This window comes from Sphingomonas sp., from assembly GCF_051962185.1.
Taxonomy (GTDB): domain Bacteria; phylum Pseudomonadota; class Alphaproteobacteria; order Sphingomonadales; family Sphingomonadaceae; genus Sphingomonas.
In genome coordinates this window covers 1-20,603 of the sequence record NZ_JBQCCN010000138.1, presented here as the reverse complement: position 1 = coordinate 20,603, position 20,603 = coordinate 1, and the positions used below count along the sequence as shown (strand labels likewise).

Annotated in this window: 14 protein-coding genes; 9 read left to right on the top strand and 5 right to left on the bottom strand. The window is 66.7% G+C overall.

Translation table 11 applies throughout. The features are described from left to right. Nucleotides 1-259, bottom strand: a 259-nt coding sequence (locus ACTHJR_RS08330; RefSeq protein ID WP_440522663.1) for a carboxypeptidase-like regulatory domain-containing protein, incomplete at its 3' end; no start/stop codon positions are given. Nucleotides 260-619: 360 nt separating this feature from the next. On the opposite strand from ACTHJR_RS08330, the gene ACTHJR_RS08325 reads away from it, so the two are divergent. Genes ACTHJR_RS08325 through ACTHJR_RS08315 form a run of 3 tightly spaced genes read left to right on the top strand, consistent with a single transcriptional unit; the run spans nucleotide 620 to nucleotide 5,963 of the window. Continuing rightward, nucleotides 620-2,893, top strand: coding sequence for a glycoside hydrolase family 3 N-terminal domain-containing protein (locus tag ACTHJR_RS08325; protein WP_440522662.1), 2,274 nt, complete (start codon nucleotides 620-622; stop codon nucleotides 2,891-2,893). 2 nt (nucleotides 2,894-2,895) lie between these two features. After that, complete coding sequence (locus ACTHJR_RS08320; protein ID WP_440522661.1) at nucleotides 2,896-5,295, top strand: glycoside hydrolase family 31 protein; 2,400 nt, start codon at nucleotides 2,896-2,898, stop codon at nucleotides 5,293-5,295. After that, entirely contained in the window at nucleotides 5,292-5,963 is a 672-nt protein-coding gene (locus ACTHJR_RS08315; RefSeq protein WP_440522660.1) for a DUF6445 family protein, read from the top strand. The genes ACTHJR_RS08320 and ACTHJR_RS08315 overlap by 4 nt, the downstream gene beginning before the upstream one ends. Before the next feature lie 6 nt (nucleotides 5,964-5,969). Here the strand turns inward: ACTHJR_RS08315 and ACTHJR_RS08310 are convergent, their stop codons facing one another. Beyond that, complete coding sequence (locus tag ACTHJR_RS08310) at nucleotides 5,970-6,611, bottom strand: PilZ domain-containing protein (protein ID WP_440522659.1); 642 nt, start codon at nucleotides 6,609-6,611, stop codon at nucleotides 5,970-5,972. 270 nt (nucleotides 6,612-6,881) lie between these two features. Here ACTHJR_RS08310 and ACTHJR_RS08305 point away from each other — a divergent pair, with 270 nt between their 5' ends. Next, on the top strand, nucleotides 6,882-8,318 hold the full coding sequence (locus tag ACTHJR_RS08305; protein WP_440522658.1) for a M20/M25/M40 family metallo-hydrolase: 1,437 nt from the start codon (nucleotides 6,882-6,884) through the stop codon (nucleotides 8,316-8,318). Here ACTHJR_RS08305 and ACTHJR_RS08300 read toward each other — a convergent pair. Continuing rightward, nucleotides 8,285-8,896 carry a TetR family transcriptional regulator C-terminal domain-containing protein gene (locus ACTHJR_RS08300; protein WP_440522657.1) on the bottom strand — a complete coding sequence of 204 codons (612 nt, stop codon included), beginning with the start codon at nucleotides 8,894-8,896 and terminating at the stop codon, nucleotides 8,285-8,287. The two genes, ACTHJR_RS08305 and ACTHJR_RS08300, sit on opposite strands and share 34 nt — an antisense overlap. Nucleotides 8,897-9,051: 155 nt before the next feature. Between ACTHJR_RS08300 and ACTHJR_RS08295 the strand changes: the two genes are divergently transcribed. Then, nucleotides 9,052-10,230 carry an aromatic ring-hydroxylating oxygenase subunit alpha gene (locus ACTHJR_RS08295; protein ID WP_440522656.1) on the top strand — a complete coding sequence of 393 codons (1,179 nt, stop codon included), beginning with the start codon at nucleotides 9,052-9,054 and terminating at the stop codon, nucleotides 10,228-10,230. Nucleotides 10,231-10,354: 124 nt separating this feature from the next. After that, on the top strand, nucleotides 10,355-11,962 hold the full coding sequence (locus tag ACTHJR_RS08290) for a phytoene desaturase family protein (protein ID WP_440522655.1): 1,608 nt from the start codon (nucleotides 10,355-10,357) through the stop codon (nucleotides 11,960-11,962). Nucleotides 11,963-11,995: 33 nt separating this feature from the next. Here the strand turns inward: ACTHJR_RS08290 and ACTHJR_RS08285 are convergent, their stop codons facing one another. Further along, a complete protein-coding gene (locus ACTHJR_RS08285) occupies nucleotides 11,996-13,309 on the bottom strand; it encodes an APC family permease (protein WP_440522654.1) in 1,314 nt (437 codons plus the stop codon). A gap of 89 nt (nucleotides 13,310-13,398) precedes the next feature. Here ACTHJR_RS08285 and ACTHJR_RS08280 point away from each other — a divergent pair, with 89 nt between their 5' ends. The 3 genes from ACTHJR_RS08280 to ACTHJR_RS08270 all read left to right on the top strand — a co-directional run bounded on the left by ACTHJR_RS08280 (nucleotide 13,399) and on the right by ACTHJR_RS08270 (nucleotide 19,117). Further along, nucleotides 13,399-15,015 carry a tetratricopeptide repeat-containing sulfotransferase family protein gene (locus ACTHJR_RS08280; RefSeq protein WP_440522653.1) on the top strand — a complete coding sequence of 539 codons (1,617 nt, stop codon included), beginning with the start codon at nucleotides 13,399-13,401 and terminating at the stop codon, nucleotides 15,013-15,015. 104 nt (nucleotides 15,016-15,119) lie between these two features. Continuing rightward, nucleotides 15,120-17,786, top strand: coding sequence for a TonB-dependent receptor (locus ACTHJR_RS08275; protein ID WP_440522652.1), 2,667 nt, complete (start codon nucleotides 15,120-15,122; stop codon nucleotides 17,784-17,786). A 110-nt stretch (nucleotides 17,787-17,896) separates the two neighbouring features. Continuing rightward, nucleotides 17,897-19,117 (top strand): NAD(P)/FAD-dependent oxidoreductase, encoded by a 1,221-nt coding sequence (locus ACTHJR_RS08270; protein WP_440522651.1) that lies wholly within the window; start codon nucleotides 17,897-17,899, stop codon nucleotides 19,115-19,117. Between the two features lie 162 nt (nucleotides 19,118-19,279). On the opposite strand, the gene ACTHJR_RS08265 is transcribed toward ACTHJR_RS08270, so the two are convergent. After that, nucleotides 19,280-20,603: ATP-binding protein (locus ACTHJR_RS08265; protein ID WP_440522650.1), on the bottom strand; the 1,324-nt coding region annotated here is incomplete at its 5' end.

Here is a 20,603-nt window from a genome sequence, read left to right as displayed (position 1 = left end):
CGCCCGATTCGACGCGATAGGTGCTCGGCGGCACGCCGACCAGGACGTAATTGCCGTTGGCGTCGACCGCGACGGTGTCCTGATGCCCGGTGTTTGTGTCCGTCAGGGTCACGGTCGCGCCGGCGGCGGCGCCGTCGACATGGCCCTGAATGGTCGAGGTGGTCTGCGCCGCGGCCGGCTGGACGAGCGCGAGCGCGCCGCCGGTCAGGATGGTGGTCGCGAGCGCCGCCCGCAGGCTTGCCCTCATCAGCTTCGTCATTCTCGGTTCCCCTTGCACACGGCATTGCCGCCCAATTGCTGGGCTAGTCGGTCGGTCGTTGGTGTCGAACAGCGTCGGGCGCGGCGCGCGCGACGATAGGTGGCGCGGTCAGGCGCGATGGGAATCCCGATGAACGTGAACGGGCCGCAGCCATCGCTTCGCCTCGAATCCTTTCCCTCTACCGGCGGCGTTGCCGGGATGGACGGTGCGCGCTTCTGACGAGCCGCGTAACCGGTTCCATGGGTTGCACCGTAACCGGTTTCATGCGCATTCGCCAAGCAGAAAAGTGGCGCGTCGCGAATCGCGGGCCGGAAGGCCCGAAGGTGTTGCGCGGCAGCATCACCAACCGGAGCCGATGCCATGACCGACCTGTCCCGCCGCGATCTCCTGAAAGGGGCGTCCGCCGTCGCCATGGTGTCGGCGGCGCTGCCCGCGCTGGCGAAGGCGGTGCCCGCGACCGACCCGTTCATCGAACGGCTGATCGCGCGGATGAGCATTCAGGACAAAGCCGGGCAGCTCTCGATCTATTCGGATCCGCTGGCGGCGCGGACCGAGGGGCCGGTGCTCAACCCCGGCATCGCCCTACAGGGACTCGACGAGCTCAAGGCGCGGATCCGTCGCGGCGAGCTGGTCGGCCTGTTCAACGGCATCGGTACCGCGATCGGCCGCGAGCTGCAGGAAGTCGCGATCGAGGAGAGCCCGAGCAGGATTCCGCTGATCTTCGCCGGCGACGTGATCCACGGCATGAAGACCTCGTTCCCGGTGCCGATCGCCGAATCCGCGAGCTTCGATCCCGCTCTCGCCGAGCGCACCGCGCGCGCCGCGGCGGTCGAGGCTTCGGCCAAGGGCATTCAATGGACCTTCGCGCCGATGGTCGACGTCGCGCGCGACCAGCGCTGGGGGCGGGTGGTCGAGGGGTCGGGCGAGGACACCTGGCTCGGCTGTCAGTTCGCGCGGGCGCGCGTGCGCGGCTTCCAGGGGCCCGACATCCGCCGCGACGATTCGATGCTCGCCTGTCCCAAGCATTTCGCGGCCTACGGCGCGGTGCAGGGCGGGATGGAATACAACACCGCCGACATCCCCGAGACGACCTTGCGCGAGGTGCATCTGCCGCCGTTCAAGGTCGCGTTCGACGCCGGGGCGATCACCACCATGTCGAGCTTCAACGACATCGCCGGCGTGCCCTCGACCGGCAACCATTATCTCCTCACCGACATCCTGCGCGGCGAGTGGGGATTCAAGGGACTGGTGGTCAGCGACTATACGTCCGAGGAGGAGCTGATCCTGCATGGCTATGCCGCCGACGGCCCCGACGCCGTGGTCAAGGCGATCACCGCGGGATGCGACATCTCGATGCAGTCGGGCCTCTATTGGAAGCACCTTCCCGACCTGGTGAAGGCGGGCAGGGTGCCGATGGCGGTGGTCGATACCGCCGTCCGCCGCGTGCTTTACGTCAAGAAGGCGATGGGGCTGTTCGCCAATCCCTATCGCTCGCTCGACCCGGCGCGCGAGGCGCGCGACGTGCGCCGCCCCGATGCGATCGCGCTGGCGCGCGAAGCCGGGCGCAAGTCGATGGTGCTGCTCAAGAACGAGGGCGGCCTGCTGCCGCTCAGGAAGCAGGGCAGGATCGCCTTGATCGGGCCGGCGGTGAGCCAGAAAGGCGATTATCCCGGCCCTTGGGCCAATTTCCCTGATTACGAAAGCTGCGTGACGGTCGAGGAAGGCTTCCGCGCCGCCCTTGGCGACAAGGCGAAGCTCAGTGTGACGCGCGGCTCAGACTATGAAGCGCCGATCGACGGCGAGATCGACAAGGCGGTCCGCCTGGCGAAGGATGCCGATGTGGTCGTGCTCCTACTCGGCGAGAGCGCGAGCATGTCGGGCGAGGCGCAGGCGCGCGTCGATATCGGCGTCCCGGCGCCGCAACTGGCGCTTGCCGAGGCGGTCGCTGCCACCGGCAAGCCGATGGTCGTGCTGCTCCGCCACGGCCGCGCGCTGGCGCTGACCGGCGCGGTGCGCGATGCGCCGGCGATCATGGCGACGTGGTTCCTCGGTTCTGAGACGGGCAATGCGATCGCCGACGTGGTGTTCGGCGACTATGCGCCGCAAGGCCGCCTGCCGGTCAGCTTTCCCCAGGCCTCCGGCCAGGAGCCCTATTATTACAATCACCGGCGCACCGGCCGCCCGCAACTGACCGCGGACAAGAATTACAAGGCGCGCTACCGCGAAGTGACCGACGAGGCGCTCTATCCGTTCGGCCATGGGCTGACCTATTCGGCCGCGACCTATTCGCCGACGAGCGTCAGCAGCATGGCGATCCCCTGGAGCGGCTCGGTCACGGTCACGGCGACCGTCACCAACACCGGCACGCGGCCGATGCACGAGGTCGCGCAGCTCTACATCAACGACAAGGTCGCGAGCCTGACCCAGCCGGTCCGCTCGCTGAAGGGCATCAGACATCTCGACCTCGCGCCCGGGCAGAGCGCGACGGTGACCTTCACGCTGAGCCGCGCCGATCTCGGCTTCGTCCATCCCGACAAGAAGAGCTATGCGGAAGCCGGCGCGTTCGATGTATGGATCGCGCCCAACGCCACGGGGGGAACCCCCGCGACGTTCGTCCTCAAGGCTGGAGCATAGAATTGCGCCTCAGGCATTTGATCCTCGCCACCGCCGCTCTGGCCTTGCCGGGTGTCGTCGCAGCGAAGCCCGTCGATCACTACACCGCCTCGGCCAAGGGCATCAAAATCGAGATCAGCGCGCCGCGCGCCGACATCATCCGTGTCCGCGCGGGCGAGGGATCGCTGCCCGAGGACGCCTCCTGGGCGGTGCTGCCCGCAGCGCGTGAGACGCGAGTGCCGCTCGAGGTCAGCGACAAGGACGGCACGACCGAACTGCGCACGTCGCAGCTCATCGTCCGGATCGAGGACAAGACGCTGGCGATCACCATCACCGATCTCGCCGGCAAGACGATCCTGGCCGACGCCACGGGCACGCCGATCCGTTTCGACAATGGCGGTTTCCGCGTCCGCAAGGCGATGCCGATCGACGAGCATTTCTTCGGGCTGGGCGACAAGACCGGGCCGCTCGACCGGCGCGGCGGGGCCTATACCTTCTGGAACACCGACCAGTTCGGTTTCACCCCGGCGACCGACCCGATCTACAAGTCGATCCCGTTCGTCATCGGCCTGAACGAGGCCGGGGGTACCTACGGCCTGTTCATGGACAATAGCTGGCGCGGGTTCATGGACCTGGGAAAATCGGAACGCTCGGCCTTTTCGTTCGGCGCCGAGGGCGGCGGGGTCGATTATTATGTGATGACCGGGGCGACGCCCAAGGACGTGGTCCAGGACTATGCCTATCTGACCGGCCCGGCGCCGCTGACGCCCGAATGGGCGCTCGGCTTCCAGCAGTCGCGCTGGAGCTATACGACGCAGACGCAGGCGCAGGGCATCGCCGACCGGCTGCGCGCCGACAAGATCCCGGCCGACGTGCTGTGGCTCGACATCGATTACCAGGACCGTAACCGGCCGTTCACCGTCAACCGGAAGGCCTTTCCAGACCTGCCTGGACTGGTGTCCAAACTCGACGCGATGAAGATGAAATTGGTGGTCATCACCGACCTCCACATCGCCGATGCGCCCAACCAGGGCTATGCGCCGTACGACAGCGGCATGGCCGCCGACATCTTCATGAAGAACCCCGACGGCACGCCGTTCGTCGGCCCGGTCTGGCCCGGGCCTGCGGTGTTCCCCGATTTCACCCAGGCCAAGGCGCGCGACTGGTGGGGGCGCAATTATCGCGACTTCGTGGCGATGGGCGTGGCGGGTTTCTGGAACGACATGAACGAGCCGGCGGTGTTCAACTCGCCGACCAAGACCATGCCGATCGACGTGGTCAATTTGATCGACTCGCCCGGCTTCAAGACGCGCAAGACGACCCAGGCCGAGACGCACAACATTACCGGGATGCTCAATTCCTGCGCGACCTATGAAGGCGTGAAGAAGCTCGCGCCCGACCGGCGGCCGTTCGTGATGACGCGCGCTTCCTATGCCGGCGGTCAGCGCTGCTCGGCGACCTGGACCGGCGACAACAGTTCGAGCTGGGCGCATCTGTCGCTGTCGACCCGTCAGTTGGTCAGCCTCGGTCTGTCGGGTTTCGCTTATTCGGGGGACGACATCGGCGGGTTCGCCGGCGACCCGCCGTCGTCCGACCTGCTCACCCGCTGGATCGAGATCGGCGCGTTCAACCCGATCATGCGCGATCATTATCAAAAGGGGAAAGCCGAGCAGGAAGTCTGGGTACATGGCCCCGAGCAGGAAGCGATCCGGCGGCGCTATATCGAGGAACGCTATCGGCTGATGCCCTATCTCTACGGCCTGGCCGAGGAGAATAGTCGTACCGGCCTGCCGCTGATGCGTCCCGTTTTCCTTGAATATCCCGCGGTGGTGAAGGGCGGCGACCGTCTCGGCGGGACCGAGGACCAGTTCATGCTCGGCCGCGACTTGCTGATCGCGCCGCCGATGACGTGGGAATCGCCGGCGCCCTACGATATCGCCCTGCCCGGGGTCGGCTGGTACGATTACTGGACCGGCGAGCGCGTCCAGGGCGCGTCGGTCAGGGAAACGCCGAAACTCGACCGCTTGCGCGTGTTCGTCCGTCCGGGCGCGATCATCCCCAAACCGCCGCTGGTCCAGTCGACCGGCGAGACGCCCAGGGGTGCGCTCGAGATCAACGTCTATCCGGGAAGCGATTGCTCGGGCTCGCTCTATTTGGATGACGGGGTGAGCTTCGCCTATCGGCGCGGCGGCTTCCTGCGCCAGGCGGTCCGTTGCGACGCGGGATCGTTGACGTTCGATCCGCGCAGCGGCGGCTACAAGCCGTGGTGGACCGGCTTCGACGTTGTAGTCCATGATTGGAAGGGCGGGGTGCCCAAGGTCTCGATCGGATCGAAGACGATCGCTGCGCGGATCGTGGATGGCAGCTTGCGATTCGCGCTGCCCGACTTGCCCAAGGGCGCCCGGATCGCGATCGCGCCGTGACGCCTGAACTGCGCCACGTCGGCGAGGCCCGCAGCCCGGTGGTCGTGGTCGACGATTTCAGCGGCGCGGTCGGGGAGATCGTCGATCTGGCCGCGGCGATGGCGCCGTTTCCGTCCAGCGCCGGGACCTATTATCCCGGCCTGCGCCGCCCGATCCGCTCGACCGATCGCGCGTTCGCTTATGTCGAGCGGCTGCTCGAGGCGGCGGCGCCGTTCATCGGCGGCGCGTTCGAGGTCGACAGCTTCGACCTGCTCGAGGCGAGCTTCTCGATGGTCACGACCCCGCCGGGCGCGCTCGAGCCCGCACAACGCGCACCGCATTTCGATTCGACCGATCCCGATTATCTGGCCTTGCTGCACTATGTGAGCGACACGCCGGGCACCGCCTTCTTCCGCCAGCGCGCGACCGGGATCGAAATGGTCGACGATCGCAATGTCGACCGTTTCGTCGCCGCCGCCCGTACCGCCAGCGACGATCTGACCGGCTATATCCATGGCTCCAACCGGCATTACGAGCGGATTGGCCAGGTCGAGGGCGTGCGCGACCGGCTCGCCATCTATCGCGGCGCGATGCTCCATTCGGGAATCATTCCGCCCGACATGGCGTTCAGCACCGATCCGCGCGCGGGGCGCCTGACCGCCAATATCTTCGTCAAAGGCCGCAAGTAAGCGGCGTCAGCCGCGCGCCTGCGCGATCCAACGCGCGATCGTGTCGAGCGGGATCGGCGTGTTGAACGCGAGCCCGGCATTGCTGGCATCGTGCCAGCGCGCGGTGCCCTCGATCGGCGGCAGGCCGGTCACCGACAGCACGATCGGCCCGTCGATCTTTTCCCAGACATCGGGATCCGCCGAGGTAATCCGCGCGCCGCCTTGCGAGATGTCGCGCAAGTCGATCGCGTAATAACGTGCGCCGCAGCGCAGCCGGGCGCGCGCGGCGATGTTGATGCGCGGGGCGCGCGGGTGAAAGCCCGGTGCGGGGTCCTCGTCGCCGCCCAGCACGGTGGCGACATCGGCCTCCTCGTCGAATTGCATGCCGATTCGGTTCTCGCGTCGCCACACGACCCGGCCGGACGCGCGATGGCCCGATTTGAACTCGGCGGTCAGCGGATCGCCGATCGCGAGGTCGGACCAGATATTGGCCATCAACCCGCCGGCGGAGATGTTGCGGACCAGGCACAATTCCTCGCCATGCCGCGTGTGCAGCTTGGCGACGCGCATGACCGCGATGTGGCGCGCGCCATGGCGACGCTCGCCCGCGAGCGCCGACACGTTGGCCGGCGGACCGCTCCACGGCATATCGTCATGCGATTCGAACATGCGGCCTTCCACTTCGAAACGTCACCCCGTCGACGCCCGACGCCGCTGCGAACCGGCGGCAGACATATAGCCTTGCGTTACCCGATACCCGATCTCGGAAGACTCGGCCGCTCTCGAACCCCGCGTCGGTCGTAGTCCACCGGTGTCCACCCTGCCCAAGGTTTGTTAATGAAGTCCTGACGAACGGCCCAAGTAGCGGCGATGGGGGCGAAAATTTTTCCAAACCGCACCGTTTCGCGCACGATTGTTGCGCTTGCCCCGCGGCGATGGATGGTCGACAGTCGGAGCGAGCAGCAAGAGGGGTCGTTGATGAACAAGCTGGGACTGGCCGCGATCGCGGCGGCGTTGGTGGCGACGGCGGGGTCGGCAGCGCCCAGATCGACCGCGCACCCCCAGGCCGAGACCGAAGCGCTCGAGCTCGCCAAGAAGGCGATCGCGCTGCGCTCGGTGGCCGGGCCGAACAACCAGACGCCCGAGGTCGCCGCGCTCTACAAGGCGGCACTGGTCGCCGGCGGGTTCGCCGACAAGGATGTCGAGATCACGCGCGTCGACGACACGGCTTACCTGATCGGGACCTGGCCGGGCAGCGATCCCAAGCTCAAACCGCTGGTCATTTCGGGCCATATGGACGTGGTCGAGGCCAAACCCTCCGACTGGCAGCGCGACCCGTTCACCCCGGTGGTCGAGAACGGCTATCTGTTCGGCCGCGGCGCCACCGACATGAAGCTCGACGGCACGATGGCGATCGCCGCGCTCAACGAACTGCGCCGCGAAGGCTACAAGCCCAAGCGGACGATCATCATCGAATTTTCGGGCGACGAGGAAACCCGGATGAAGACCTCGGCGATCATCGCCGACAAGCTCAAGGATGCCGAACTGGTCCTCAACATCGACGGCGGCGGCGGCGTGCTCGACGAGAAGACCGGCAAGCCCAAATACTGGACCTGGCAAGGCGCCGAGAAGACCTATGCCGATTTCGAACTGACCGTGACCAATCCCGGCGGCCATTCCTCGGCGCCGCGCCCGGTCAATGCGATCGTCGAATTGTCGACGGCGCTCGAGAAGATCGGCGCCTATCATTTCAAGCCCGAGCTCAGCGACCTGACCCAAGAGGCGCTGAGCAAGGCGGCGCCGTACGAGGAGCCCGATGTCGGCGCCGCGCTCAAGGCGTTCGTCGCCAATCCCAATGACGAACAGGCGCTGGCGGTGCTGCGCAACAATCCCAGCACGGTCGGGCGGATCGGTACCACGTGCGTGCCGACCATGGTCAATGGCGGGCATGCGCTCAACGCCTTGCCGCAAAAAGCCACCGCCAACATCAATTGCCGCATCTTTCCCGGCCACAAACCGGCCGACATCATGGCTGAGCTCCAACGGGTCGCGGGCGACCCCGCGATCAGCTTCAAGGACGTGACCGAAGGATCGGTGGCCAACGACGCCTCGCCGATGCGGCCCGATTTCATCGCCGCGGTCGATCGCGCGATGACCAAGGTCTATCCCGGCGTGCCGGTGTTCCCGGCGATGTCGTCGGGCGCGTCTGACAGCATGTGGTTCCGCTATCACAACGTGCCGAGCTACGGGGCCAGCCCGACCTTCATCAAGGAATCGGAGGATTTCAGCCACGGGCTCAACGAGCGCACCCCGATCAGCAACATCGCGCCGGGGATCGATTATTATCTGTCGCTCTTGGCCGATTTGTCGAAATAGCTGGCCAGTTGCCGCTCGGCGAGGCCGCGTGCCTCGTCGGCGGTGAAGCTGTCGGGCGACAGGCAGAGCTCGAGCCACAGCCCGTCGACCAGCGCGGTGATCGCGATCGCGGTCAGCCGGCGGTCGGTGGGCGCGATACCGCAATCGGCGAGCAGGCCTTCGAGCTCGGCGCGATATTGCGCGTAGATCGTGTCGTGACGCTCGGCGATCTGCGGCTTGGTGGTCAGCGTCCAGAACGCGATCCAGGTAGCTAGCAGGGCGCGATCGGCGATCGGCGGGGCGAAGCTCGCGGTGACATAGGCCTTCAGCCGGCCGTGCGGATCGCTTCCGGCCGCGGCGACCGCGGCGGAAAGCGCCTTGCTGACCTGATCCCCGACCCAGGAATAGGTCGCGGCGATCAGCGCCTCGATCCCGGCGAAATAGTGATTGACCAGTCCCGGCGAGACCCCCGCCTCGACCGCGATCGTCCTGACCGATGCACCCGTAGCGCCGTCACGCGCCAGCACGCGCGCGGTCGCCTCGATCAGGCTCTGGCGGCGCGCATCGGGTTCGGCGCGGGAGAATGCGGGCTTGGGCATCGTTCGTCACCCCGGGCTTGTCCCGGGGTCCACTCCTCCATCTCTCCGTCGCTGCATGAGGCACAGTGGATGCCGGGACAAGCCCGGCATGACGAAGGTTGCAATGGCCGGCTTCTTATTATACGATCGTACAACAAGCAACTAGGAGCCCGCGCATGGCGCATCGCTACGCCGACATCGAGGAGCATGATCCCGACGCCGACTGGAGCCTGCCCGGCTGGCTCTACACCGACCCCGAATATTTCGAGGTCGAGCTGGCGCGCGTCCTGCGCCCGTCGTGGCAGATCGTCTGCCACGAGAGCGATATCGCCAAGCCCGGCGACTTCCACACGCTCGACTATCTCGGCGAGAGCGTGATCGCGATGCGCGGCAATGACGGCCAGGTCCGCGCCTTCGCCAATGTCTGCCGCCATCGCGCGATGCGGCTGGTCGAGGGGCCGACGGGCTGCGCGAAGAAACTGGTCTGCCCATATCATGCCTGGGTCTACGAGACTGACGGGCGCTTGTCGGGCGTGCCGATGAAAAATGATTATCCGGCGCTTCGGCTCGAGGATAACGGCCTTGCCACGCTCGACGTCGAGATCTGGCGCGGCTTCGTGTTCGTGCGGCTGGAGGATGACGGCGGCCCGTCGGTGGCGGCGATGATGGCGCCGTACGACGCCGAGATCGCGCCCTATCGTTTCGAGGACATGCGCTGCATCAGCCCGGCGCGCCTGCGCGAGCGCCAGGTCAATTGGAAGAATGTCGGCGACAATTATTCCGACAATCTCCACATCCCGGTCGCGCATGACGGGCTGACGCGGCTGTTCGGCAAGAGCTATGCGATCGAGGCCCAGCCCTGGGTCGACAAGATGTCGGGCGAGCTGGTCGACCGCGCCTCGGGCAACGACTGGGAGCGTTTCTACCAAAAGCATCTGCCGCGGGTGGATCATCTGCCCGAGGCGAACCAAAGGTCGTGGCGCTATTACAAGCTGTGGCCCAACATCGCTTTCGATGTCTACGCCGACCAGATCGACTTCATGCAATGGCTGCCGCTGTCGCCGACCGTCAGCGTGCTGCGCGAAATGGCCTTCGCGCTGCCCGACGACCGGCGCGAGATGAAGCTGGTCCGCTATGCCAATTGGCGGATCAATCGTACGGTCAATGCGGAAGACACATGGCTGATCGAGCGCGTCCAGCGCGGCATGGCGAGCCGGACCTATGGCGCGGGCCCGATCGGCGCGAGCGAAGTGTGCCTCAGGAGTTTCGCCAAGAAGATCCGCCACCTCATCCCGGAAGCGCGCCAGCACCGCCCGCCCGCCCCGGGATGGTCGCGGCGGCCGAGGCAAGTCTAGCGTCATCCCCGCGAAAGCGGGGACCCATCTCCGGCTGTCGCCATGCGCAATGACGGTTGTATTTGGGACACGGACAGGAGTTGGGTCCCCGCTTTCGCGGGGATGACGGATTGGGGTTGGGTGAATGACCAAGAAATACGACGCGATCATCATCGGCGGTGGGCATAACGGCCTGGTCTGCGCCTTCTACCTCGCCCGCGCCGGGCTCAAGGTCCGCGTGCTCGAGCGCCGCGAGATCGTCGGCGGCGCCGCAGTGACCGAGGAATTCCATCCCGGCTTCCGCAATTCGACCGCGAGCTACACGGTCAGCCTGCTGCGCCCCAAGGTGATCAAGGATATGCGCCTCCACGAGCGCGGCTGGCGGATCATCGAGCGGACGATCAGCAATTTCTTCCCCAACGAGAATGGCTATCTCAAGCTCGGCGGCGGCGAGGATCGCACCCGCGCCGAATTCGCCCGCTACAGCCAGAAGGACGCCGATACCTTCCCCAAATATGAGGAAGCGCTCGAGCGCGTCGCCGACGTGCTGCGCGACCTGTCGCTCAAGACCCCGCCCAACGCCGGGGGCGGCCTGAAGGCACTGCTCGCGGCGGCGGTGCAGGGCAAGAAGCTCGCCGGCATGCATATCGAGGCGCAGCGCGACGTGATGGACCTGTTCGTCAAATCGGCGCGCGATTTCCTCGATGGCTGGTACGAGAACGAATATATCAAGGCCGCATTCGGCTTCGACGCGGTGGTCGGCAATTACGCCAGCCCCGATTCACCGGGAAGCGCCTATGTCCTCCTGCACCACGTGTTCGGTGAGATCAACGGCAAGAAGGGCATGTGGGGCCATTCGGTCGGCGGCATGGGCGCGATCACCAAATACATGGCCGAGGCGGCGACCGACATGGGCGTCGAGATCAGCCTGGAAGCGCCGGTCGCGCGCGTGCTGGTCGATGGCGGCAAGGTTGCCGGCGTCGTGCTCGAAAGCGGCGAGGAGATCGCGGCGCCGATCGTCGCCTCGAATGCCGGGCCGGCCTTGCTGTTCCGCCAATTGGTCGACCGCAGCGACCTGCCCGCCGAATTCGCGCATCGCATGGACCGCTACAAGGCCGGGTCGGGCACCTTCCGGATGAACGTCGCGCTCAGCGAATTGCCCGATTTCACCGTGCTGCCGGGCAAGGAAAAGGCCGAGCATCACACCTGCGGCATCATCATCTCGCCGACGCTCGATTACATGGACAAGGCGTTCACCGACGCCAAGGCGTTCGGCTGGTCGACAAAGCCGATCGTCGAGATGAAATTGCCGACCTCGGTCGACGACAGCCTGGCGCCTCCCGGCATGCATATCGCCAGCCTGTTCTGCCAGCAGTTTGCGCCGGTCCTGCCCGACGGCCGGTCGTGGGACGACGAGCGCGAGGCGGCGGCCGATTTGATCATCGAGACGGTCAACGACCATGCGCCCAACTTCAAGAAGGCGATCATCGCGCGGCAGATCCATTCGCCGCTCGACCTCGAGCGCAAGTTCGGGCTGATCGGCGGGGACATCATGCACGGTCATATGTCGCTCGATCAGCTCTGGGCGGCGCGCCCGGTGCTCGGGCACGGCGATTATCGCAGCCCGATCAAGGGCCTCTACATGTGCGGCGCGGGGACGCATCCCGGCGGCGGTGTCACCGGCGCTCCCGGCCACAATGCCGCGCACGAGATATTGCGCGATCGAACGGTGTTGGGCCGGCTGTTCGGCTAGGCGCTAGTCCGGCCGCCGCTGGATCCCAGGCCGCTATCCGAAAATCTGCTCGGCTTCGTCATTGTTGACCGCGCGCGGTGACTCGCCGCGGCGTGCGAGGAAGTAGAGCGGCACCGCGACGGCGATCAGCGCGATGCTGAGGCTGCCGGCCTGGATCCCGCTGCCCCACAGCGCCCACAAGGCGAAGATCAGGCCGAGCACGGCGAACGGCCGCGCGATGCCGGCCTTCAGCGCGGCGATGCAGGCGCCGATATAGATCCACAAGGTGGAGGCGGTAGTCAGCCGCAGCATGAAATCGAGCAAGGCGCCGGTCGATTTCGAGGCATTGCTCAGCACCAGGATCGAGGCGAGCGTGCTCGCGACGACCAGCGGGCCGACCGGCACGTCGCGGCGGTTGGTGATGCCGGCCCAGCGTGGCAGCACGCCGGCACGGCTCATGCCCAGCGGCAATTCGCCCTGCAGCAGGATCCAGCCGTTGAGACAGCCGATCGCGGCGATCGCGGCGAAGGCGGCGACGGCCAGCCCCGCGTCATTGCCCCAGAAGGTCGCAACGAACATCGCCATCGGCGCGGCGGCATCGGCCGCCGTCTTCTCGGGCAGCGCGAAGATGATGCCGGAGCACACGACGATGTAGAGCAAGGCGGTCAACACCAGGCCTGCGAGCGTCGCGCGGACGACGTTGCGGGCGGGGTCGCGTACGCGCTCGGCCGCGATGCTCGCGCCCTCGAAGCCGATCAGCGCGAAGAACGCGAGCGTGACCGCGGCGGTCAATTGATCCCATTCGAAGGCCGGATGCGGCGCGGCGCGGAACTGCGCGCCGCCGGAGAAGGCGAGGCCGCCGATGATCAGGAGCACCGCGATCAGCGGCAGCAGCTTGAGCGCGGTGGTCACGACCTGGAACCGCCCCGCCGCCTTGGCGCCGCGCAGGTTGAGCGCGGTCAGCAGCCAGATCAGCACGACCGCGCCGATCGACGAGGCCAGCGGGGTCGCGGTCAAGGGTGGCCAGAACTGGCCGAGATAGCGGATCGCGGTCAGCGAGATGATCGCATTGGCGCTCCACACCCCCACCCAATAGGCCCAGCCGATCAGCATCCCGGGCAAGGGGCCGAGTATCTCCGCGCAGATCGCGACCGCGCCGCTCGCTCGCGGCATCGATGCGGCCAATCGCGTCAGGACGACGGCGATCACCAGCGCGCCGGCGGTGCAGAACAGCCAGGCCGCCGCCCCGGTCCAGCCGTAAGGCGCCAGTTGCGCGGGCAGCACGAAGATGCCCGATCCGATCATGCCGCCGACGACCAGGGCCGCCGCCATCCAGAATCCGAACGGCCGTTTTTCTGTTGCGTCCATCGCCCAGGCTCCCCTCGGCGCGCAGCAAAGCACGTCGCGGCGTGCCGCGCTACTGGTCCTTTTCGAGTGCGCGTCCTAGGATGCCGGCGATGGCGAGCGGGGCACCTGGCGGAACGAGCGGCATGGCGGCGAGCGGGCGCTATCATCCGCGCCTCATCCAGGCGGCGATGGCACTCAACGACAATGCGCTGCACGTCGCCGAGCCATTGCTCAAACAGCATCTCAACGAGGATCCGTTTGACGTCGCGGCGATGCGCATGCTGGCCGAACTAGCCGGCCGGATCGGCCGCTATCGCGATTCCGAGGCCTTGCTGCGGCGCGCGGTCGACCTGTCGCCCGGCTTCACCGCCGCGCGCGCCAACCTCGCGCTGGTCCTCTACCGCCTCAACCGTCCGGCCGAGGCGATCGAGCAACTGACCCAGGTGGTGGCCGAGGATCCCGACAATCCCGGTCATGCCAATCTGCAAGCCGCGGCGTTCGGCCGGGTCGGCGATTTCGACGGTGCGATCGCGCTCTACGACCGCGTGCTCAAGGACGCGCCCAACCAGCCACGCATCTGGATGAGCTATGGCCATATCCTGAAGACGGTCGGGCGGCAGCAGGACGGAGTGGCCGCCTATCGCCGCGCGATCGCGCTGATGCCGGCGCTGGGCGAGGCGTGGTGGAGCCTCGCCAATCTCAAGACCGTCAGGTTCGACGATGGCGACATCGCGGCGATGGAAGCGGCGCTGGGCGAGCCCGGCATCTCCGACGAGGATCGTTTCCATCTCGACTTCGCGCTCGGCAAGGCGTTCGAAGACCGCAAACAGGCCGAGGCGGCGTTTCGTCACTACGATGCCGGCAACAGGCTGCGGCGGGCGAAGCTGCCTTATGACCCGGACGAGACCGAGCGCTTCGTCGATCGCTCGATCGCCACGTTCACCGCCGGATTCCTCGCCGACCATGCCGGGCAGGGCTGCGACGCGCCCGATCCGATCTTCATCCTCGGCATGCCGCGCTCGGGATCGACCCTGGTCGAACAGATCCTGGCGAGCCACAGCATGGTCGAGGGCACCAGCGAATTGCCGGACATTCCCGTGCTCGCGCGCCGCGACCCGAATTATCCCGAGAGCACGGCGGATTTCCCCGCGGACAAATATCGCGCGCTGGGCGAGGAATATCTCAAGCGGACGCGGGTTCAGCGGCGCACTGATCGGCCCTGTTTCATCGACAAATTGCCGAACAACTGGGCGCATCTGCCGTTCATCCACCTGATCCTGCCCAAGGCGAAGATCATCGACGCGCGGCGCCATCCGCTCGGCTGCTGCTTCTCCAACTTCAAACAGCATTTTGCGCGCGGCCAGGCATTCAGCTACGGGCTGGACGACATGGGCCGCTATTATCGCGACTATGTCCGGCTGATGGCGCATGTCGACCGCGTCCTGCCGGGCCGCGTCCATCGCGTGCTCTACGAGGACATGGTCGACCATACCGAGCGCGAAGTGCGGCGCCTGCTCGATTATTGCGGGCTCGCGTTCGAGCCGGCCTGCATCGCCTTCCATGAGACCGAGCGCGCGGTGCGCACGGCGAGTTCGGAGCAGGTCCGGCAGCCGATATTCCGCGAAGGGACAGAGGCTTGGAAGCCGTTCGAGCCCTGGCTCGGCCCGCTCGAGGCGGCGCTCGGTGACGTGCTCGACGCATATCCGGCCGCACCGGCCGCGTTGTAAAAACGCAACGGGCGAGCACACAAATTTCCGCCTCGCCGCTCTTTGCTTGACGTATACTGCGCCCGCGAACACGCTTGCGTAACAAAAACGCAAAGGGGCCATTGATGTCGTTCGTTCGTCGTCGTCTCGCCGTCAGCGCGCTGCTCGCGTCCGCAGCACTCGCCGCAACCCCCGCCTTGGCCCAGGAAACGCCGCCGGCACCCGCGCCACAGCCGGACAACCAGGCCGACAACCAGGGGCAGAACGGCGACATCATCATCACCGCGCTGAAGCGCTCGGACACGCTGCAGAACGTGCCGATCAGCGTTCAGGCGCTCGGTACCAAGAAGCTCGACGAACTCAATATCTCGAACTTCCAGGATTATGTCGCGTCGCTGCCGTCGGTGACCTTCCAGGCACTGGGCGGCACGCCGGGGACCAACGTCGTCTATATGCGCGGCGTCGCGTCGGGCGGCGACGGCAACCATTCGGGCTCGCTGCCCTCGGTCGGCGTCTATCTCGACGAACAGCCGGTGACGACGATCGGCGGCAATCTCGACGTCCATATCTACGACATCGCCCGTATCGAGAGCCTGTCGGGACCGCAGGGCACGCTGTACGGCGCCTCGTCCGAGGCCGGCACGATCCGTATCATCACCAACAAGCCCGATCTGTCGTCGACCTATGGCCGCATCGACCTGGAAGGGAACAAGGTCAGCAAGGGCGGCTGGGGCGGCAAGGCGGAGGGGATGATCAACATCCCGCTGTCGTCGAACATCGCGTTTCGGGCGGTCGGCTATTACGAACGCGACGCGGGCTTCATCGACAATGTGCCCGGCGTCCGCAATTTCATCTCGCCCAATGTCGCCGGCGGGCCGCCGGCGGTCGCGAGCTATCCCAACGACACCATCCGCCCCGACGGCGGGATCAGCGTGAGCAACGCGCCGTTCGTCAAGAAGGACTATAACGATACCGAGATCGCGGGCGGGCGCGCCGCGCTGAAGGTCGATCTCAACAGCAATTGGACCGTCACGCCGAGCTTCATGTATCAGGATACGCGCAGCCACGGTTCCTACGGCTTCGATCCGCAGGTCGGCGACCTTCAGGTCCAGCATTTCTTCCCCGAATTCCGGCGCGACCGCTTCTGGCAGGCGGGGCTGACGATCGAGGGCAAGGTCGGCAATTGGGACGTGACCTATGCCGCCGCCTATCTCGATCGCAAGGACCTGCAGTCGAGCGACTATACCGACTATTCGGAAGCCTATGACAATCTCTATTCGTCAGTGGGCGGCCTGGCCTATTATTTCGCCTATTGGAACAACAACGGCAACAATATCGATCCGCGTCAGCGCGTCGTCGGTACCGATCATTTCAAGAAGATGAGCCAGGAATTCCGCGTCGCGTCGCCCTCGACCGACCGGTTCCGCATCGTCGCCGGCGCCTTCTATCAGCGCCAGAGCAACTTCATCCATCAGGATTACCAGATCACCGGCCTCGCGACCGACCTGTCGGTCAACGGCTGGCCCGGCACCCTGTGGCTGACCCAGCAGCATCGCGTCGACAAGGATTACGCGATGTTCGGCGAGGCCAGTTACGACATCGCCCCCAATCTGACCTTCACCGCGGGCGGGCGAGCGTTCATCTACGACAATACGCTGATCGGTTTCTTCGGCTTCGGCCGCAACCCGGGCGGCGGCTATACCGCGTCGCCGCCGAACGCGGCGTACAGCTCGAAGACCGGCTATATCCAATGCTTCACGACCGACGGCGAGCGCCTGCGCGACGCGCTGGCGAGCGGCGGCAGCACGACCTTGCTGCCGCCCGCGGTGGCCGGCGCTCCCTGCACCAACCTCGGCGTCTACGCGGCCGGGCGCGGGGTCATCCCGGTCGAGGCATCGGGGCAGGGCTTTACCTATCGCTTCAACCTGAGCTGGAAACCGCGCCAAGGGCTGCTGATGTACGGCACCGTGTCGCGCGGCTTCCGTCCGGGCGGGATCAACCGCCGCGGCGACGTGCCGCCGTATCAGGCCGACTTCCTGACCAATTACGAACTAGGCGCGAAGACGACCTGGTGGGGCGGCAAGTTCCGCTTCAACGCCGCCGTCTATCGCCAGGACTGGGACGCGTTCCAATTCTCGTTCCTGGGCGCGAACAGCTTCACCGAAATCCACAACGGCCCGGATGCGCGGATCTGGGGCGCGGAATTCGACAGTTCGTTGACCGTCGGCGGGCTCAGCCTGACCGCATCGGGATCCTATACCGATGCCAAGACGCGCAAGAATTTGTGCGGCTATGACGACCCGACCTTCACCTGCACGACGCCGGGCGCCGACGGACAGATCAACTACATCTCCGCCGCGGCGGGGACGCGCCTCCCGATCACGCCGCGGGTCAAGCTCAACGGCACCGCGCGCTACACGGTGCCGCTCAGCGACGGCGTGAAGGGCTATGTGCAGGGCGTGGTCAATTACCAGAGCTCGGCATCGAGCGACATCAGGACCAAGGTATTCGTCCTGGCGTTGAACGACCCCAACGATCCGGCGACGGTGGCCAATCCGGCCAGCTTCATCAACCCGGCGGCGCTGCTCGGCCGGCTCAAATCCTATACCACGGCCGACTTCTCGGTCGGCGCCGAGTTCAAGAACTTCAATCTCGAATTCTTCATCGAGAACGCGTTCGACGTGCGCGGTCAGTTGTCGCGCTTCCAGGAGTGCGGCAGTTGCGGTCAGCGACCGTACATCGTGCCGATCCGGCCGCAGACCATCGGCGCGCGCGTCGGGGCCAAGTTCTAGGAGAGGGCGGCGCGGTCGTCGCAGAACGGCCGCGCCGCCAATAGCTGAACTAATGCGATCGACAGCTTGTCGCGCTGGCGCGGCGCACCGTTCGTGCGTATCGGCAGGTCATGGAGCAATATGACGTCCTAATCGTCGGCGCGGGCCATGGCGGCGCGCAGGCGACGATCGCGCTGCGGCAAGGCAAGTTCGACGGCTCGATCGCGATCGTCGGCGACGAGCCCGAGCTTCCTTATGAGCGGCCGCCGCTCAGCAAGGAATATCTGGCGGGCGACAAGAGCTTCGACCGCATCCTGATCCGCCAGCCCGCTTTCTGGGAAGAGCGGCACGTCACGATGCTGCCCAACCGTCGCGTCGTCGCGGTCGATCCGGCGGCGCATCGCGTGACGACCGACAACGACGCCGAGATCGCCTATGGCAAGTTGGTCTGGGCAGCGGGCGGCCATGCGCGTCGGCTGAGCTGTCAGGGGCACGACCTTGTCGGGGTCCATACCGTCCGTACCCGCGCCGACGCCGATCGCATGACCGCCGAGCTTCCCGATGTCCGCCACGCCGTGGTCATCGGTGGCGGCTTCATCGGACTCGAGGCGGCGGCGGTGCTCGCCAAGTTCGGCAAGAAGGTGGTGCTGCTCGAAGCGCTCGACCGGGTTATGGCGCGCGTCGCCGGGCCGGATTTGTCGCGCTTCTATGAGGGAGAGCATCGCGCGCACGGCGTCGACGTCCGGCTCGGCGTCGCGGTCACCGCGATCGAGGGTGAGGACAAGGTGACCGGCGTGCGCCTCGCCGACGGCAGCGTCGTGCCCGCCGACCTCGTCGTCGTCGGCATCGGCATCGTGCCGGCGGTCGAGCCGCTGATCGTGGCCGGCGCCGAGGGCGACAACGGCGTGCGGGTCGACGCGCAATGCCGGACCTCGCTGCCCGATGTCTTCGCGGTCGGCGATTGCGCGCTCCACGCCAATCGCTTCGCCGGCGGCGCGGCGGTGCGGCTGGAATCGGTACAGAACGCGACCGACCAGGCGAATGTCGCGGCCAAGGCTATCCTGGGCGAGGATGCGGCGTATCAGGCGACGCCATGGTTCTGGTCGAACCAGTACGATCTCAAGCTCCAGACCATCGGCCTGTCGATCGGCTACGACCAGGCGGTGGTGCGCGGCGATCCGGCGGCGCGCAGTTTCTCGGTGGTGCATCTGAAACAGGGCAGGGTGATCGCGCTCGACTGCGTCAACGCGACCAAGGACTATGTCCAGGGCCGCAAGCTGGTCGAAACGGGCGCGGTGATCGACCCGGCGCGGCTAATGGATGCGAGCGTGCCGTTGAAGGAAATGATCTAGTCTTCGCTCGCTGGATTTTACTCCCTCCCCGGCGATGGCCGGGGCCCAGTCGCGATGTATTGACGGCGGCGGGATATCGTCGCCGAGTCACGAAACTGGGCCCCGGCCTTCGCTGGGGAGGCGTCAAATTTGCGGGGGTGAGCGTTGCTGGTACGCCCGCCGTCACGCATCCGTCGACGCCGTCGTCCAGCCCAGCCGCGGGATCGTGACCGAGCGCCGCCCCGACAGATCGGTCCGCGTCACGATGACGTCGCGGTCTTCCATGTACGCCAGCACGCGCCGCGCGCGGCCGAGCGAGCTGGTGCCGTAGATGCGCGCGATCTCCTCGTCGCTCGGGCAGGGCCCGCCTTCGCGCGCGGCGCGGGCGATCAGCAGGAAGGCGCCGAGCATCTCGTCCGGCACCGCGGCGGCGGCGGTCATCGCCGGCGCCCATTGTTCGTCCTCCGGCTCGTAGATCCCGGCGCGCGCGGCGGCGAGGCGGCGCGAGAAGCTCGACGGGTCGAGATTGACGCGGCGCAGGCCGGCCATGCGGCAACGGACCTGGAAGTCCTGGAACAACGCCGCTGCCGGGCGCAAAGCGCTGTCCGGATCGGCGACGATGCCGTGGAGCGCATCGACCATCACCGCGCCCGCATCGACCGGATTGTCCTCAGCGACTTCCTGCGCGGCCGGCGTCGCAGCGAGCGCTTCGAGCAACTCGGCGGCGGGTGCCGGGCGCGGCGCGGGCGGCGGCGGTGGGGGCGCCACATAAGCTTCCTCGACGGGCGCCAGGATGAAGCCGCGCATGTCCTCGGCGACATTCTGATCGGGCAGCGGCACCAGCTTCGGGCTCGAGCTGCGCGCGCTGGTCTCGACCGCGCCGATGCGGATCGTCACCGGCCGCCGCGCGATCGCCGGCCCCAGCCCCAGGAACGTGCCGCGTGGCAAGTCGCGGATCGCCTCGGCCTGGCGGCGCTCCATGCCGAGCAGGTCCGCCGCGCGCGCCATGTCGATGTCGAGGAAAGTCCGCCCCATCAGGAAATTGCTCGCCTCGGCGGCGACGTTCTTCGACAATTTGGCGAGCCGCTGCGTGGCGATGATCCCGGCCAGCCCGCGCTTGCGCCCGCGCGACATCAGGTTGGTCATCGCACCGAGCGAAGCGCGGCGGACTTCCTCGCTGACCTCGGCACCCGCGGCGGGGGCGAAGATCTGCGCCTCGTCGATCACTACCAGCGCCGGGTACCAATGCTCGCGCGGCGCATCGAACAGCGCCGACAGGAAAGTCGCGGCGCAGCGCATCTGCCCTTCCATCTCGAGCCCTTCGAGGCTCAGCACGACCGAGGTGCGATGCTCGCGGCAGCGCGCCGCGAAGCGCGTGATCTCGTTGACCGAATAATCGACCGCCTCGATCGCGACATGGCCATAGGGGCCGGCGAAGGTCACGAAGTCGCCCTCGGGATCGATGATCACTTGCTGGACCTGGCGCGCGCTGCCTTCGAGCAGGCGG

What these genes read in the sequence shown, in the direction of transcription:
- ACTHJR_RS08270 (WP_440522651.1), top strand. Translation starts at nt 17,897, where the DNA reads ATGGAGCAATATGACGTCCTAATCGTCGGCGCGGGCCATGGCGGCGCG.
- ACTHJR_RS08275 (WP_440522652.1), top strand. Translation starts at nt 15,120, where the DNA reads ATGTCGTTCGTTCGTCGTCGTCTCGCCGTCAGCGCGCTGCTCGCGTCC.
- ACTHJR_RS08285 (WP_440522654.1), bottom strand. Translation starts at nt 13,309, where the DNA reads ATGGACGCAACAGAAAAACGGCCGTTCGGATTCTGGATGGCGGCGGCC.
- ACTHJR_RS08280 (WP_440522653.1), top strand. Translation starts at nt 13,399, where the DNA reads ATGGCGAGCGGGGCACCTGGCGGAACGAGCGGCATGGCGGCGAGCGGG.
- ACTHJR_RS08290 (WP_440522655.1), top strand. Translation starts at nt 10,355, where the DNA reads ATGACCAAGAAATACGACGCGATCATCATCGGCGGTGGGCATAACGGC.
- ACTHJR_RS08310 (WP_440522659.1), bottom strand. Translation starts at nt 6,611, where the DNA reads ATGTTCGAATCGCATGACGATATGCCGTGGAGCGGTCCGCCGGCCAAC.
- ACTHJR_RS08300 (WP_440522657.1), bottom strand. Translation starts at nt 8,896, where the DNA reads ATGCCCAAGCCCGCATTCTCCCGCGCCGAACCCGATGCGCGCCGCCAG.
- ACTHJR_RS08305 (WP_440522658.1), top strand. Translation starts at nt 6,882, where the DNA reads ATGGTCGACAGTCGGAGCGAGCAGCAAGAGGGGTCGTTGATGAACAAG.
- ACTHJR_RS08295 (WP_440522656.1), top strand. Translation starts at nt 9,052, where the DNA reads ATGGCGCATCGCTACGCCGACATCGAGGAGCATGATCCCGACGCCGAC.
- ACTHJR_RS08325 (WP_440522662.1), top strand. Translation starts at nt 620, where the DNA reads ATGACCGACCTGTCCCGCCGCGATCTCCTGAAAGGGGCGTCCGCCGTC.